Raw genomic sequence first — 14,635 nt, 5'->3', positions numbered from 1 at the left:
TGTCGACGCGGCAAGCTGGCTAGGGCGGGGCGGGGGGACGATAATCGCGCACCCCAGGCCAGGAGCATCCCCGTGCTGATTACCAATGCCCGCATGATCAATGAAGGCCGCGAGCTCCACGGCGACCTGCTGATCGAGAACGGCCGCATCGCCAAGATCGCCGCCCAGATCACCGCGCCGGCCGGCGCCGAGGTGTTCGATGCCGGCGGCAAGCTGCTGATGCCCGGCATGATCGACGACCAGGTGCACTTCCGCGAACCCGGCCTCACCCACAAGGGCAATCTCGCCACCGAGAGCGCGGCGGCGGTGGCCGGCGGCATCACCAGCTTCTTCGAGATGCCCAACACCAACCCGACCACCACCACCCGCGAACGGCTCGACGCCAAGTACGCGCTGGCGGCCGGGCGCTGCCACGGCAACTACGCCTTCTACTTCGGCGGCGCCAACGACAATCTGGAGGAGATCAAGCGCCTGCCGCCCGGCATCAGCCCGGGCGTGAAGGTGTTCATGGGGGCGAGCACCGGCAACATGCTGGTGGACGATCCCGAGGTGCTCAACGGCATCTTCGCCCACGCCCAGGTGCCGATCATCACCCACTGCGAAGACACGCCCACCATCAAGCACAACGAGGATCTCGCACGTGCGCGCTGGGGCGAGGACGTGCCGTTTTCCGAGCACGGCCGCATCCGCTCCCGCGAGGCCTGCTACAAGTCCACCGAGCTGGCCGTGGGCCTGGCCAAGAAGCACGGCACCCGCCTGCACGTACTGCACCTGACCACCGCCGAGGAGATGGGCTTTTTCACCCCCGGGCCGATGGAGGGCAAGCAGATCACCGCCGAAGTCTGCGTGCACCACCTGTTCTTCACCGATGCCGACTACGAGCAGCGCGGCGCCTTCATCAAGTGCAACCCGGCGGTGAAGACCGCCGCCGACCGCGAGGCCCTGCTGGCGGCGGTGCGCGACGGCCGCATCGACATCATCGCCACCGACCACGCGCCGCACACCCTGGCCGAGAAGTCGGCGGGCTACTGGAAGGCGCCCTCCGGCCTGCCGCTGGTGCAGCACGCGCTGCCGACTCTCTTCAGCCTGGTGCGGCGCGGCGAGCTGGACCTGCACACCGTCATCCGCAAGGCCTGCCACGCGCCGGCGATCCGCTTCGGCGTGCAGGAGCGCGGCTTCCTACGCGAGGGCTACTGGGCCGACCTCACCCTGGTCGATCCCGAGGCCGAGCTGGCGGTGCGGCGCGAAGACGTGCTCTCGCTCTGTGGCTGGTCGCCCTTCGAGGGGCTGAATCTGGGCGCGAAGATCCTCAAGACCTGGGTCAACGGCGAGCTGGCCTGGGATGGCGAAAAGGTGCTGGCGCCGCGCGGTCGGCGCATCGACTTTGCCGGCGGCCGCTAGTGGCCTGTTCCCTCGTTGCCGTGTTGAGACAGTAGAGCCGCCATGAACTGGGCTGAAATCGCACCCGTCGCCATGACGCTGTTCCTGATCATGGACCCGCTCGGCAACGTGCCGGTGTTCAACGCCGTGCTCTCCAAGCTCGCACCCGAGCGGCGGGTGAAGGTGATCGTGCGCGAGCTGGTGGTGGCGCTGGTCATCCTCATGGCCTGCCTCTTGGCCGGCAACGGCATCCTCGCCTTCTTAGGACTCTCGCAGCCCTCGCTGAACATCGCCGGCGGCATCCTGCTGTTCATCATCTCGCTGCGGATGATCTTCCCCGGCGCCGAGCACGCCAGCGAGTTCGAGGTGGCCGATCCCTTCATCGTCCCCCTGGCCGTGCCGCTCACCGCCGGCCCCTCGACCATCGCCGTGCTGCTACTGCTCAGCTCCACCCGCCCGGAGCTGATCTTCGAGTGGAGCGTCGCCCTGGTGCTCGCCTGGCTAGGCACTACGGTGCTGCTGGTCTGCTCGCCCTGGCTGATCAAACTGATCGGCTCCCGTGGCTCCCGCGCCATGGAGCGCCTGATGGGCATGGTGCTGGTCATCCTCGCCACCCAGATGCTGCTCAACGGGATTCGGGATTTTGTGCGGAGTTTGTGAGGGGTGCTGAAGCCGGGGGATGTTGGGCGGCGGTTACGGCTTAAAGGTGGCGGCAAACTAACTTCAGTCCTCGTTCTTGAGACTTGTCAGAACTGAAAATCATGATCGTGACTGACCAAGTCCTGATCTACCTCGGCACCTCGAAAGGCCAAGGGAGGACTGGTGTGCGTCGAAGTTGGTGCTCCGGATCCTGCAGAGGTCTCAGTTGCGATTAGCGACCCGGTCGTGAGCCTGAAAACATTGCTCGCGTCGGCTTGTTCTACAAAGACACCCATTGCAGTGGTCTGACTGATGTTCATATTTTCCTCCAACCTTCAAAGCTCTTGCGGTCATTGATCGCGTCGGGAGGTTGAGGCAATCGAGTATAGGTTCCCTCGGTTAAGAAGCGATAACTGCCGCCATCGCAACTTTCAACCAGCCCGCGCACGTGGGTGTACTGCACTTGCTGTGCCACACCCAAAACGACATCTACAGATAATGGCTCAAGCAGTTGTAGTTCCGCTGTATAGCTGGCGTTAACGTCGCGTAGAAGCCGATAGAAGGACTCAGACGGTTTCCCTGTGGGGAGACCCAGTTCATGGGCCTCTCGGCGGTTGATTGTGTAGTCATGGCTACCCGAATCAGCGCAGAGAAAGTCAATAATTTTGTCCACTTTTTTGGCGTCTCTAATCTGCGGTGAAAGCAGCTTCTTTGCCAAATACCGAATTTGTTGACGAGAACGAAATATTTCGCCGAGCACTAGTGGATGAATCTTATTTGACAGGTCGATAAGCAAGCTCGCTCTTGCCGCCTCGTCAGTAATTTTCAGATCTTGTGTCGCGTGATCTAGGTAGCCTCTTACCGCTTCCACACTCGCAGGAACCCGCTGAACTTGGCCGGGAAATGGACCCGGAACGGTGGGGCTGAGCGCATGCACCAAGCTAGGGTCGATTGGCCCTAGGGCTGCTTGCTTCGTCATTATTATCTTGTCAGCACCGATCGAGATCAGCGTCCCAGAACTCAGTGCCTTCAGTGGGATTAGTACTTCCAGCTCGTCGCAGAATGTTCGGATTAGATTAATCAGCCGCCAAGCAGCAGAGGTGTGCCCGCCATTCGTGTGGAGAATCAGGGATATCTTCTTAGTTGGACCAATTTGATCCAAAAGATCGACAAAGAGTGGGATGCAGTCCGGAGCAATTTGCGTCTCCAACTGCGGTCGGTCACCGGTTACGAATGCGAGCACCTTTGACGAGCGAGCGCGCTCGATTCGCCGATAAATCTGCTGACGAGTCTGGTAGTTCATTAGATTTTCCCCCGCGTTCTAGTCGAAGTTCTGACGCGTTACGCGGATATTCTGGCACGGGTCGTCTGGCCAGGGCGAATTGAAACTTGGCATATTTCAAGGCAGGCAGGCGTAGGGTAGGCAAAGGCCGAAGGCCGAAGGCCGGGCCCACGCGCACTCGTTTGCGATTGTCGGCGTGGGCACGCTTCGCTTTGCCCACCCTACAAATCTCGTGGCGAGCCGGCGCTTTGAGGGGTGATCGCGCCGGTGAGTGAAGCTGCCTACAACTACCCCTCGTCATCCTCCCCACCCGTCGCAAAGCTGCTGACATCCAAAGGCACCGCCTCGGCCAGCAGCAGGCGCTGCGCCAACACGGCGGCCTGGGTGCGGCGGTAGAGGCCGAGCTTGCGGAGAATGGCGGTGACGTGGGCCTTGATGGTGGCTTCGGTCACTTCCAGGTCGTAGGCGATCTGCTTATTCAGGCGGCCGTCGGCCAGGTGCATCAGCACCTTCAACTGCTGTGGCGAGAGGCTGGCGACGCGGCGGGCGAGCTGGGCGTCGTCGCTGTCGGTGGTCGGCGGGGCTACTTCCGGCGGCGTCCACAGCTGGCCGTCGAGCACGGCGGTGATGGCAGTGGTGAGCACGTCCAGGCCGGCGGACTTGGGGATGAAGCCGGCGGCGCCGAAGTCCAGCGCGCGGTGGATGGTGGCGCTGTCTTCCTCCGCGGAGATCATCACCACCGGCACGCTGGGGTGCTCGGCGCGCAGCCAGACCAGCGAGGAATAGCCCTGCACGCCGGGCATGCGCAGGTCGAGCAGCACCAGGTCGGCGTCCGGCACCTTGCTGATGGCGTTGCGCAGCCCCTCGTAGCTGTCGGCCTCGGTGACCGCGACGCCGGGCAATACCCGCTCCACCGCCAGACGCAGAGCGGCGCGGAACAGGGGATGGTCGTCGGCGATCACCACAACGGGATGCGATTGGGCGCTGGGCATTTCTGGCGAGCTCATGCGGCGAGTGTTGGTCCTCGATCCGCATCCTGCCAGATCGTAAGGGCCTGCCACCAATTGGCGGCTTGCGGCCAGCAACGCGGCGACCCGCCAACGGGCGGCAGGCCCGTAAGACTTTGGTCGTAGCGGCTGGGTCTTACGACCTTCGGGGAATGTGACGGCGGCAGGGTGGGGATCAAGCTCGGCTCCGTTGTCACTAGAACAACTCCGAGGAGAAACCCATGCTGCCCAGCCGCTACCCCGCTAGTCCTTTCGCCCTGGCCGCCCGCGCGTTCTGCGCCGGCGCGCTGGCCCTGTCGCTGTCCGCTCCGGCGCTTGCCGCGCCGGATGCCGACACCGCCGCCGTCATCAAGGAGCTGCGCCAGCGGCTCGATGCGCTGGAGGCGCAGCTCGCAGCCGAGCGCGCCGCCCGTCCGATGCCGCCTCCGCCCCCGGTGGCGGCTGCCGCACCGGCCGCCAAGCCGGGCGAGACCAAGATCGGCGACACCAAGCTCACCTGGGGCGGCTATGTGAAGGCCGACGCCATGTACTCGCGCTTCAGCGAGGGCGAGGTGGCACAGAGCACCAGCCGCGACTTTTACGTGCCCGGCACCATCCCGGTCAGCACCGGCACCGGCGAGAGCCGCGACTTCTTCGACGCCCACGCCAAGGAAACCCGGCTGTTCCTCAAGACCGAAACGGCGCTGGACGGCCACAAGCTCGGCACCCATGTGGAGTTCGACTTCATCGTCAGCCAGGGCACTGGCAACGAGCTGGTCACCAATGCCTACAACCCTGGCCTGCGCCGCGCCTTCCTCACCTATGACAACTGGCTGATCGGCCAGGAGTGGAGCACCTTCCAGAACATGGGCGCGCTGCCGGAGACGCTGGACTTCGTCGCCTTCCCCAGCGATGGCACGGTGTTCATGCGCCAGCCTCAGGCGCGCTACACCCTGGGCAACTTCCAACTCGCGCTGGAAAACACCGAGACCTCGGTGCTGCCGGGCGGTGGTGGCACGGTGGCGGGTTCCGGCGACGGCCGCATCCCCGATGCGGTGGCGCGCTACAACTTCAAGCTCGGCGCCGCCGAGCTGAGCCTGGCCGGCCTGCTGCGCCAGCTGCATGTCGACAACCCGGCTGCGGGCGCCGTTGCCGCCGTCAGCGACAGCAGCACCGGTGGCGGCGTGAGCTTCTCCGGCCGCATCCCGCTGGGCAAGGACGATCTCAAGTTCATGCTCACCAGCGGCGAGGGCCTGGGTCGCTATCTGGCGCTGGGCACCTCGGCCGACGCGGTGCTGGCCAATGGCGAGCTGAGCAGCATCGGCATCACCGCCGGCTATCTCGCCTACAAGCACCAGTGGACGCCGACCCTGCGCTCCACCTTCACCGCCTCGACCTTCCAGGCCGACAACGACATCGCCCTCACCGGCGGTGCGGTGACCAAGAGCGTGACCAGCTTCAGCGGCAACCTGTTGTACTCGCCGGTCGCCAAGCTCACCTTCGGCGTCGAGTACCGCCACGCCAGTCGCGAGATCGAGAGCGGCGCCGACGGCGCGCTGGACCGCTTGCAGTTCTCCACCAAATACCTGTTCTGAACGTCTTCAAGAGGTGTCCCTCCTGGCCCCGCTCACGCGGGGCTTTTTTTTGGGGGCAGCTTTCCAGCGGGGCGGCCGCCATGCCGTCCCAAAACGCAACAAGGCCCCGCGTGCGGGGCCTTGTGCGTGCTTCCGGTGGCGGACTTAGAAGTCCTTCTTGATGCCGGCGTAGAAGAAGCGGCCGGGCACCCAGTAGCTGGGGTCGAAGCTGTTGGCGAAGGCCGAGTAGGCAATCGGCGGATCGCGGTCAAACAGGTTCTGCACACCCAGAGTGAACTGCGCGCGCTCGGCCTTGGCGTTGTAGCCCAGCTGTAGATCGGTCTTCCAGGCGTAGTGGACGCGGTTCTGCGGATCGGGGTTGCCGAAGCGGTCGCGGTTGTCCGGGTTGGAGCACAGCCCCAGATCGGACAGCGAGGGCGTGATGCCGTCGTCGCAGCCCTCGGTCACGCCCCAGATGATGCGGGTGTTGAGGCTGCCGCTGTAGGCGCCTTTCATCCACTGCAGCGAGGGGTTGATCTTCCAGCGCGGCAGGGTCAGCACGCCGGGGCGGGTCGAATCGTCGCGCTGCGGTCCGTCGGCGCTCGCCACCATCTGGGTGAAGCTGGACAGGAAGGTGGCGTTGGCGGCGATCTTGAAGCGCCCCAGCGCCGGCACCAGGTCCGGCAGCTGGTAGTTGAGGTTGAAGTCCACACCCGCCGTCTCCAGCGAGGGGAAGTTCTGGTAGCTGTTCAGCACGCTCAGCAGCTGGCCGTTGGATGGGTTGCGGCTGATGTACTCGCAGAAACCACGGCCGGTGGTGGTGTAGCACTGGTCGAGGATCAGCTGCGCGCCCGGCGGGGTGATGTAGTTGTCGACCTTGATGCGGAAGTAGTCGGCGCTGATGTCGAAGCCTTCCAGGAAACGCGGGTTGATCACCAGACCGGCGGTCAGCGAGTGCGAGGTTTCCGGTTGCAGATCGCGATTGCCGGTGAAGGGCGAGTAGTACTGGGCGACCGTCTGGGTGTAGGGGCTGACGCCGTCGGCGCTGCAATTGGTGGCGGTGACCGAGCCGTCTTCCGGCGCGGCGCAGGGGTCGGTGAGCGCCGGGTAGCTGCCGGCATTGGAGAGGAACAGCTCGCCCGGATTGGGCGCGCGGAACGAGGTCGAGAAGCTGCTGCGCAGCAAGAGGTCGTTCACCGGCTTCCAGCGACCGCCGATCTTGCCGTTCTGGGTGGTGCCGAAGCTGTCGTAGTCCGACACCCGGCCGGCGAGGTTCAGGCTCAGATCCTGGGCCAGCGGCAGCTGCTTGAGCAGCGGCAGGTCGAGTTCGACAAAGGCCTCGCGGGCAATGACGACGCCCTCGGTGGACTGCGCCGGCAGGCCGCTGGTGGTGCCATTGATCTGGTAGATCGAGGGGTTGTCGCTGTAGTGGCTGTAGCGGCGTTCCACGCCCAAGGCGACGCCGAGGTCGTCGGCCAGCAGCGGCACCGGCAGGGTGGTGGAGAGGTTGAGGTAGAGGTCGCCCTGCGACTGCCGGGTGTTGCTGTGCTCGTCGATGCGGATGAATGCCAGCATCTCGGGCGTGATGCTGCCCGGGCCACCAAAGAAGTTGATCGGCACGCAGGGGGCCACGCAGAGCGGCACGTTGTAGGGGTTGTCGTCGTTGGCGCCACGGTTGCCCACCACCGCCTGCTGCAGGCGGTCCATGGCGTAGTTGTTGTAGAGGTTCTGCGACTGGCTGCTGACGCCGTAGCTGTAGCCCAGCTCCCAGTCGATGACTTGCTGGAGCAGGCTGAAGCTGCCTTCGAAGCCGGCGCGGCCGAAGCGCGTCGGCACGTTCTGCTCCTGGATGCGCGGGCCGCCCTCGACCATGCGCCGCAATACCGCGCCGGTGTAGTTCAGCCCCAGGAACGCCGGGTTGCTCGGATCGTTGGTCGGATCGTTGGGGTCGAGGTGGCCGATGTACTGGCCGAGCTGGCCATTGACCGAGGTCGGGTTGAAGCTGTGACCCGGCGTGACGTAGGTGGCCTGGTTGTAGGACAGCAGCGAGCCCGGCATCAGGCCGCCGATCACCGGCGCGATGTCACCAAAGGCGATGGGCTGGGGCGCCAGCTGCTGCTTGGACTGCCGGAGGCTGTAAAGGCCCTGCGCAGTGAAGCGCAGGTTGTCCATGAACTCGTGCTGCAGGCTGAGATAGGCGTTGTAGGTGCGCAGCGGCGTGGCCAGGTAGTTGGTCAGCGCGTAGTTGTAGGGGTCGTTGATCGGGTCAAACGGCCGGTAGTTGGCCGCCCCGCCAGTGGGGGCGCCGGTGACGTGGGTGATGTCGCAGAGATTCACGCCGGCAGGCAGTTGCGAGAGCTGGCCGGGCAGGGTGATCGGCACGCCGTTGTCATCGAGCAGGCCTTGGGCGATGCCGCCGGCAAGGCCGGGACAGCTGTCAGCGCCAAATCGTGGGGTGGTGGTGGGCGAGCCGACGAACAGGAAGCGGCCCTCGGGCGTAAAGCTGGAGCCTCGAGTGAGGCCGGTGTTGACCTTGGGCAGGCGCGAAATCTCGCGGTCGCCGGCAAAGATGTCGGCCTGGTTCTGTACGCTCAGGCTGGCGGCAATGGAGGTGCTCTGGCCGCCGAACAGGCCGTCGAACACGGTGCCGCCGGTCAGCGACAGCAGTCCGTTTTCACCGTCGCCCTGCTCGTAGACGCCCTGCTGGGCACTGAGGTTGAGGCCACGGAATTTCTTGCGGGTGATGATGTTGACCACGCCGGTGACGGCGTCGGAGCCGTAAGCCGCCGAGGCGCCGTCCTGCAACACGTCGACGCGGTCGACGATGGCAAACGGCACGGTGTTGAGGTCCACCGAGTTGGTCGACAGCGCGCGCAGGCCGGAGATCCAGCGGTGGCCGTCCACCAGCACCAGCACGCGGTTGGAGCCGAGATTGCGGAGGTCCACCTCGGTGGCGCCGGTGCCGCCGTTGTTGAAGGTGGTGTTGAGCGCCGCGCCGGCGGCGGGGAGGGCCTGGAGAATCTCGCCGACGCTGTTCGAGCCGCTGCGCTCCAGATCCTTTCGACTCAGCCGGACCACCGGCTGGGAGGTCTCCGAGTCGGTGCGCTTGATACGCGAGCCGGTCACTTCGACCGCCTGCAGCTTGACCGCAGGGCCGGTCGATTTTTCCTTGGCGGCCGGCGAGCTGTCCTGCTCTGGCAGGCTCTGGACGGCGATGGTGGCGGTGTCGGCGGCGCCGGCTTCCGTCTCCTGCGCAGACGCGAGTGCGGGCAGGGCCAGCAGGCCGAAGAGGGCGGTGTGCAGCGCGATGCGGGCGCGGTGGGTCATGGGCGGCGGTGTCAGTCCCGGGGGGCAGGCGCACAACAACGTCCCGGCCGCTTTTGGGATGACGACGACCTCAGGTTTTCTCGCGCCAAGCTGCCGACCCGCTCGGGGCCGACGGGCTTGGCCGATAATGGGCCGATGCACTACCGCCACGACTTCCACGCCGGCAACTTCGCCGACGTGCACAAACACGTCCTGCTCTGCGGCCTGGCCCAGGCCATGGCGCGCAAGGACAAGCCCTACGCCTATCTCGATACCCATGCCGGCAGCGGCGGCTACGACTTGACCGGCGCCGCCGCCACCCGCACCGGCGAGGCGGCCGAGGGCGCGCTGCTGTTGCAGGGCTTGAAGGATGCCCCTGAGCCGCTGGCGAGCTGGCAGCGCATCGTCAGCGCCGCCAACAGCGGTGGCGCCTGGCGCCGCTACCCCGGCTCGCCGGCGTTCGTGAAGGCGCTGGCGCGCGAGGCTGACCGGCTGCTGCTCTGCGAATCGGTGCCGGAAGTGGCCGAGGCGCTGCGCACGCAGCTGTTCGACGCCACCGTCCACGTCCGCGACGGCTACGAGGCGGCAAGCCTGCTGCCGCCGGTCGAGAAGCGCGGCCTGGTGCTGGTGGACCCGCCGTTCGAGCGCCGCGACGAGTTCGCGGCGATGACCGACTTCCTGCAACGCGCGCAGGCGCGCTTCGCCGGCGGCGTCTACGCCTTCTGGTATCCGCTCAAGAACAGCCATGAGGTGGAGCGCTTCTGCCGCCGCGCGGCGACGCTCAGCAGCAAGCCGGTGGTGGACTTCCGCTTCGACACTGGCGCCAAGGCCGAGGGCCAGATGCGTGGCAGCGGCTTGCTGGTGGTGAATCCGCCCTACCGCTTTGCCGAGGACATGGCGCCGGCGCTGGACATCCTCGCCCGCGAACTCGCCCACGGCAGCCGCGCTGCCTCCCACATCACCTGGCTGAAGACCGAAGCATGATCCGCACGCTGCACAAAGGGGAGTTCCTCGAACTCAAGCGCGACCGTCACTGGGAATACGTCAGCCGCGTCAACGCCCGTGGCGCGGTGGTCATCATCGCGGTGACGCCGGCACGCGAGCTGGTGCTGGTGGAGCAGACCCGCATCCCGCAGCAGTGCAAGACCATCGAGCTGCCGGCCGGCATCGTCGGCGATGCCGACAGCCCCGAGGGCGAGAGCTTTGAGGACGCCGCGCTGCGCGAGATGCTGGAAGAGACCGGCTTTCGCGGTAGTGAGGCGTTTCTGCTCACCCAGGGGCCGACCGCCGCCGGGCTCACCTCCGAACAACTGACCCTGGTCGGCATCCGTGGCCTGGTGCGCGAGCACGCCGGCGGCGGCGTCGGCGACGAGGACATCAGCGTGCATCTGGTGCCGCTCGACGGCGCGCACGACTGGCTGGAGCGCAAGCGCGCCGAGGGCCTGCGGGTGGAGCCGCGTGTCTACGCCGGGCTCTACTTCGCCAACGGCGCGCAGTTCGCCTGAAGGCGGTGGAGCGGCTGGAGGCAGAGTGGTTGGAGCGGCAACTGTCGCCCGCTGCTCAAGTCGGCGGCGCGGCGGGCTAAATCCTCGCCGCAGCCGGTTGTGTCTCCCCTGCGGCAGTAGGGGAGATGTCACGCAGTGACAGAGGGGTTGCCGACGGTCGGCTCCAGGCTTGACGAGAACGGCGGACCCCTCCGTCGCCTGTCGGCGCCACCTCCCCTGCTGGGGCAGGGGAGGCAGGCCTAGCCGATCTGACTGCTTGGCTGGGGATGGCGGTGGCTAGGCAGAAAGCTGCGCACCAGCCCTGACCTTTGCACTGTTCGCGAACCGGCGCTGCCGACCTGTGTCGCCCCTACGCCAGTAGGGGAGATGTCACGCAGTGACAGAGGGGTTGCCGACGATGGGTTCCAGGCCTGACGAGAACAGCGGACCCCTCCGTCGCCTACCGGCGACACCCCCCGTGCCAGCGCAGGGGAGGCAGATCCTAGTCGCCCCAGTCCAGCCAGATGCGGCCGTCGGAATAGACCCGCTCCTCGGCGCGCAGGCCGGTGTCGCCATTGTCGATGCGGCGATGCACCTGCTCCGGCGGGCGCAGGAAGGGTTCGCGGCCGTGGATGAAATCCTGCTCGCGCACCAGGGCCCAATAGGCCTTGTTGAGCGCCAGCGCGCGCTCGCGGCTGGGCACGATCAGCCAGCGCAGGTCGCGGTCGCCGCCCGGCGCGGCGCGCAGCACGGCGGTGCGGTCGAGCAGGCCGCCGGGGAAGAAGCGCGCCAGCACCTCGTCGTTGCTGCGGAAGGCGTCGCCGCCGCCGGCGCGCTGGAACCAGGTGAGCACCTCCGGTTCGGCGTGGCCGGCCATCGGCACGTCGCGGAGGCCCTCCAGCGTCTGCCAGCCCCAGCCTCTCTCGCCCGGCGCCTTGCGCGGAAAGCCGAAGGAGGAATCGGCGGTGATGCCCAGGCCGCCGTGGCAGCCCATGCAGTGGTAGTGCTCCTCCAGGGTTTGCAAACGCAGTGCGCCCTTGGCGTCCTCGATCCAGCCCTGATAGCTCCAGCCGAAGGCGTTCATCAGCCCCAGCTCCGGGTTGCCGCGATAGCGCGGCGCCAGGCCGGCGGCCTTCTCGTCGCGCTCCTCGCGGTAGGCGCCCTTGAGCGCGCTGTCGTCGAGGTCCAGGCGCTTGATGCTGTAGCGCAGCTCCTTGAGTCGGGGCGAGAGCAGATTGGGCTGGTCGGGATCGACGTAGCGCAGGCTGTGCAGAAACTCGGTGCCCTGTGGGTAGCTCCAGCGCCGTACCGGCTCGTTCGCCGCCGCGCCGGCGTAACGCTTAGGCAGACCCTGGACATGGCGGGCCGTGGCGAGCTTGCCGTCGCCATCGAGATCGACGCCGACGAGGGTCTCTGACACCGGCTCGATGGCGCGCCTTAGCTCGGCCTCGGGCACGGTGTCTGCGACCGTCATCGCCGCTTCCAGAATCGCGAGATTGGCGCTGTAGACGGCCCGCGACTCGCGGCCCTGGGCGTCCTGGCGAAAGCGCGCGGGCAGGCGGATCAGCACATCGTCGCTGGCGCCATTGGTGGGCCAGAAGCCGCCGGGAAGGGGCTTGTAGCGGAAGGCCCGCCAGCCGGAGCCGTCGCGCGCCCAGCCCTGGGCGTCGAAGCCCTGGCGGTAGTCGAGATCGGGCCGGTAGCCGGGCGGGTTGCCGCCGCGCTGGGCGGCCGCGTAGATCGGCTGGTAGTTGTCCTGGCGGATGTAGGTCAGCACCTCGGCGTCGCTGATGGCGGCGATGGCCGGGCGGCGGTCGGTGAAGACGTTGCGCCAATGGTTGTCCATCGCCGCCGGCGAGAAGGCGTACTGCTCCTGCAACTCCCAGTCGCCCTTGTCGTTGCGGCCGTTGCGGGTGGTGTGACAGGTCCAGCAGGGATTCGCCTGGCCCTCGGTCCGGGTGTAGCACTGCGGCGGCACGCCCGGCTCGGGATTGCTGAAGGCGACCAAGGCCTCGCGGGTCTGGTAGGCAGTCGCAGTTGCGGTAGCCGTGGCAGCGGCGGCCGGCTTGGCCGGTTCAGCCGGTTTGCCGCAGGCCGCAAGCGCCCAGGCCAGCAATACCCCGCAAGCCAGTTCCCTCCCCCGCTTGCGGGGGAGGGCTAGGGTGGGGGCGGTTTGCGGTTTGCGTACGACCCGATGACGGCCAAGGCCCCCATCCCGTCGAAAGCCTTCGGCTTCCGACTCCCCCGCGAGCGGGGCAAGGAGACCGGCTTGGTCGTGCTCGAGCCTCACGCGCCCTAACTCCGCTTCGGCGGCTGGTAGTCCGGCCCGTCGTGGCGCTGCGGACGCAGGCTCTCGACGATCTGCCGCAACTCCCGGCGGCGCAGTTCGAAGTGCGCCGGATCGGCGCTGAGCAGGGCGCTGGCCCAGCGGCCCTCGCCGGCGACGGTGAGCAGGTAGGCGCTCAGCTCGCGCTCACCCAGGCGGTAGCGCAGCACGTATTCGTAGGCGGGCAGGCCGTCGAGTTGCAGGCGGTGCTCCTCCAACTGCTCGAAGGCCGTGGCCTTCTCGGCCAGGGCGCGCAGGCGGCGCTGGGTCTGGCCGTCGAGGCAGCTCGCGGGGTCGTCCAGGCGCTGGCTGTTCACCGCCAGGGCCACGCCCTCCCAGCCCGGTGCGGTGGCGCGCGCGTAGAGCGGCACCTCGGTGGCGTTGCGGCGCAAGTCCCAGCCGGCCGGCAGTTGCAGCGCGTAGCCAGGGCCGGTGACCGGCGTCATCGCTGGTTCCGCGCCGACAGCCTGGGCGGCGACGCCGAGCAGCAGGCCGAGCAGCGCGCGAACCGGTTGTCTCATGCGCCCGGCAGATTGCTGTAGACGTCGGTGCCGAACGGCGCCAGCCCCGCCTGACCGGCGTGGCCCAGATAGGGCAGGCCGAACAGGTCCTCGATGCTCTTGAGCATGGAGTAGTGGTTGTAGGGCACCTCGGACAGCGTGCCCGGCTTGATGAAGGGCGAAATCAGCACCGCGCCGATGCGGCCGCCGCCGGGGCCGAACAGGCCGGGCAGCACGCTGTTGGGGCCGCGCGGCTCGTTGCAGCAGGCGGCAGCGTCCTCGGTGTTGGCGCCGAGATTGGCCTCGTCGAAGGTGACCAGGATCAGGCCATCTTTCTGGTAGGCCGGCGAGGCCATGATTCTCGGCACCCATTCCTTGAGGAAGTCGTCGATGCCGACCAGACCGCCCGGATCGCCGTTGGCGCAGCCGCTGTCGTGGCCGTCGGCGCAGAGGTTGGGGGTGATGAAGGCGTAGCGGGGCGTGGTCGCCTCCTTCAGCAGATCGGCCTTAAGCGCCGCCAGCTCGACCACATGGGCGTCGCAGTTGGCCTGGTCGTCGATGATGCTGTGGAAGTACATGAAGGGGTTGTGGCGGGTCGCGTACTGATCGCTCGCGGTCGCCGACTGGGTGCCGTCCTGTGCATTGAGCTTGGGGTGCGAGCAGGTCGCCGAGCCGTCGCGCGCGAGGTCGAAGCCCATGTCCTGCATATAGCCCTTCCAGCTCAGTCCCTTGTCCTGCAACTGGTTGGCGATGGTCTTGATCGCCGGCGGGTAGACGCAGCCAAAGCCGGTGACCTGGCCGTTGGCGTCCGGCGTGGTGGTGCCGACCCAGTCGAGATAGGCGAGGCAGTCGGTGGCGGTCGCGGTGTTCGGCGACTGGCCGCCGACCATGCTGATGTAGTTGTCGAGGCTGACGTGGCCGGTGCCGTGGTACTGGCTCAGCAGCACGCCCAGCTTGGGTAGCTCGCTGGCCAGATACGGCGCGGCGCTGTCGGCCCCGGCGCCGAAGGTGTCGGCGTAGCTCTTGTTCTCTAGCACGATGATGAACACGTGGCCGGGCTTGCTGGCCTTGCTGCCGGCGCCAGTGGCGGGCTCGCTGCCACCGCAGGCGGCGAGGCCGAGGATCAACAGCAGGGGCAGCAGGGCTTTCATCGGTGGA

General features: G+C 67.0%; 11 protein-coding genes. 5 read left to right on the top strand and 6 right to left on the bottom strand.

From position 1 onward, the window contains the following. Positions 1-72: 72 nt before the first annotated feature. Positions 73-1,401: a dihydroorotase gene (locus ED208_RS11470; protein WP_199720601.1), complete on the top strand. Its 1,329-nt coding sequence runs from the start codon at positions 73-75 to the stop codon at positions 1,399-1,401. A gap of 42 nt (positions 1,402-1,443) precedes the next feature. Further along, positions 1,444-2,040, top strand: coding sequence for a MarC family protein (locus tag ED208_RS11465; protein WP_123212047.1), 597 nt, complete (start codon positions 1,444-1,446; stop codon positions 2,038-2,040). 295 nt (positions 2,041-2,335) lie between these two features. Here the strand turns inward: ED208_RS11465 and ED208_RS11460 are convergent, their stop codons facing one another. Together ED208_RS11460 and ED208_RS11455 are read right to left on the bottom strand one after the other, a co-directional pair. After that, positions 2,336-3,322 carry an SDH family Clp fold serine proteinase gene (locus ED208_RS11460; protein ID WP_123212046.1) on the bottom strand — a complete coding sequence of 329 codons (987 nt, stop codon included), beginning with the start codon at positions 3,320-3,322 and terminating at the stop codon, positions 2,336-2,338. A 266-nt stretch (positions 3,323-3,588) separates the two neighbouring features. Continuing rightward, a complete protein-coding gene (locus ED208_RS11455; protein WP_123212045.1) occupies positions 3,589-4,293 on the bottom strand; it encodes a response regulator transcription factor in 705 nt (234 codons plus the stop codon). A 236-nt stretch (positions 4,294-4,529) separates the two neighbouring features. Between ED208_RS11455 and ED208_RS11450 the strand changes: the two genes are divergently transcribed. Continuing rightward, positions 4,530-5,882 (top strand): DcaP family trimeric outer membrane transporter, encoded by a 1,353-nt coding sequence (locus tag ED208_RS11450; protein ID WP_233575054.1) that lies wholly within the window; start codon positions 4,530-4,532, stop codon positions 5,880-5,882. Positions 5,883-6,026: 144 nt separating this feature from the next. Here the strand turns inward: ED208_RS11450 and ED208_RS11445 are convergent, their stop codons facing one another. Continuing rightward, positions 6,027-9,188 carry a TonB-dependent receptor plug domain-containing protein gene (locus tag ED208_RS11445; protein WP_123212044.1) on the bottom strand — a complete coding sequence of 1,054 codons (3,162 nt, stop codon included), beginning with the start codon at positions 9,186-9,188 and terminating at the stop codon, positions 6,027-6,029. A 135-nt stretch (positions 9,189-9,323) separates the two neighbouring features. On the opposite strand from ED208_RS11445, the gene ED208_RS11440 reads away from it, so the two are divergent. Further along, the gene (locus ED208_RS11440; RefSeq protein ID WP_123212043.1) at positions 9,324-10,151 is read left to right on the top strand and encodes a 23S rRNA (adenine(2030)-N(6))-methyltransferase RlmJ; all 828 of its coding nucleotides are present in this window, start codon (positions 9,324-9,326) and stop codon (positions 10,149-10,151) included. Beyond that, entirely contained in the window at positions 10,148-10,672 is a 525-nt protein-coding gene (locus ED208_RS11435; protein WP_123212042.1) for an NUDIX hydrolase, read from the top strand. Before ED208_RS11440 ends, ED208_RS11435 begins: the two co-directional genes overlap by 4 nt. A gap of 481 nt (positions 10,673-11,153) precedes the next feature. On the opposite strand, the gene ED208_RS11430 is transcribed toward ED208_RS11435, so the two are convergent. The 3 genes from ED208_RS11430 to ED208_RS11420 all read right to left on the bottom strand — a co-directional run bounded on the left by ED208_RS11430 (position 11,154) and on the right by ED208_RS11420 (position 14,628). Then, positions 11,154-12,659 (bottom strand): Aq_1262 family (lipo)protein, encoded by a 1,506-nt coding sequence (locus ED208_RS11430; protein ID WP_233575053.1) that lies wholly within the window; start codon positions 12,657-12,659, stop codon positions 11,154-11,156. A gap of 287 nt (positions 12,660-12,946) precedes the next feature. Beyond that, complete coding sequence (locus tag ED208_RS11425; protein WP_123212041.1) at positions 12,947-13,498, bottom strand: hypothetical protein; 552 nt, start codon at positions 13,496-13,498, stop codon at positions 12,947-12,949. Next, on the bottom strand, positions 13,495-14,628 hold the full coding sequence (locus ED208_RS11420; RefSeq protein WP_123212040.1) for an alkaline phosphatase family protein: 1,134 nt from the start codon (positions 14,626-14,628) through the stop codon (positions 13,495-13,497). Before ED208_RS11420 ends, ED208_RS11425 begins: the two co-directional genes overlap by 4 nt. Between the last annotated feature and the right edge of the window lie 7 nt (positions 14,629-14,635).

Origin of the sequence: Stagnimonas aquatica, from assembly GCF_003730135.1 — a bacterium.
In the GTDB taxonomy this organism is placed as follows: domain Bacteria; phylum Pseudomonadota; class Gammaproteobacteria; order Nevskiales; family Nevskiaceae; genus Stagnimonas; species Stagnimonas aquatica.
The sequence above is the reverse complement of the archived record's forward strand: the minus strand, read 5'-3'. Positions and strand labels throughout refer to the sequence as shown.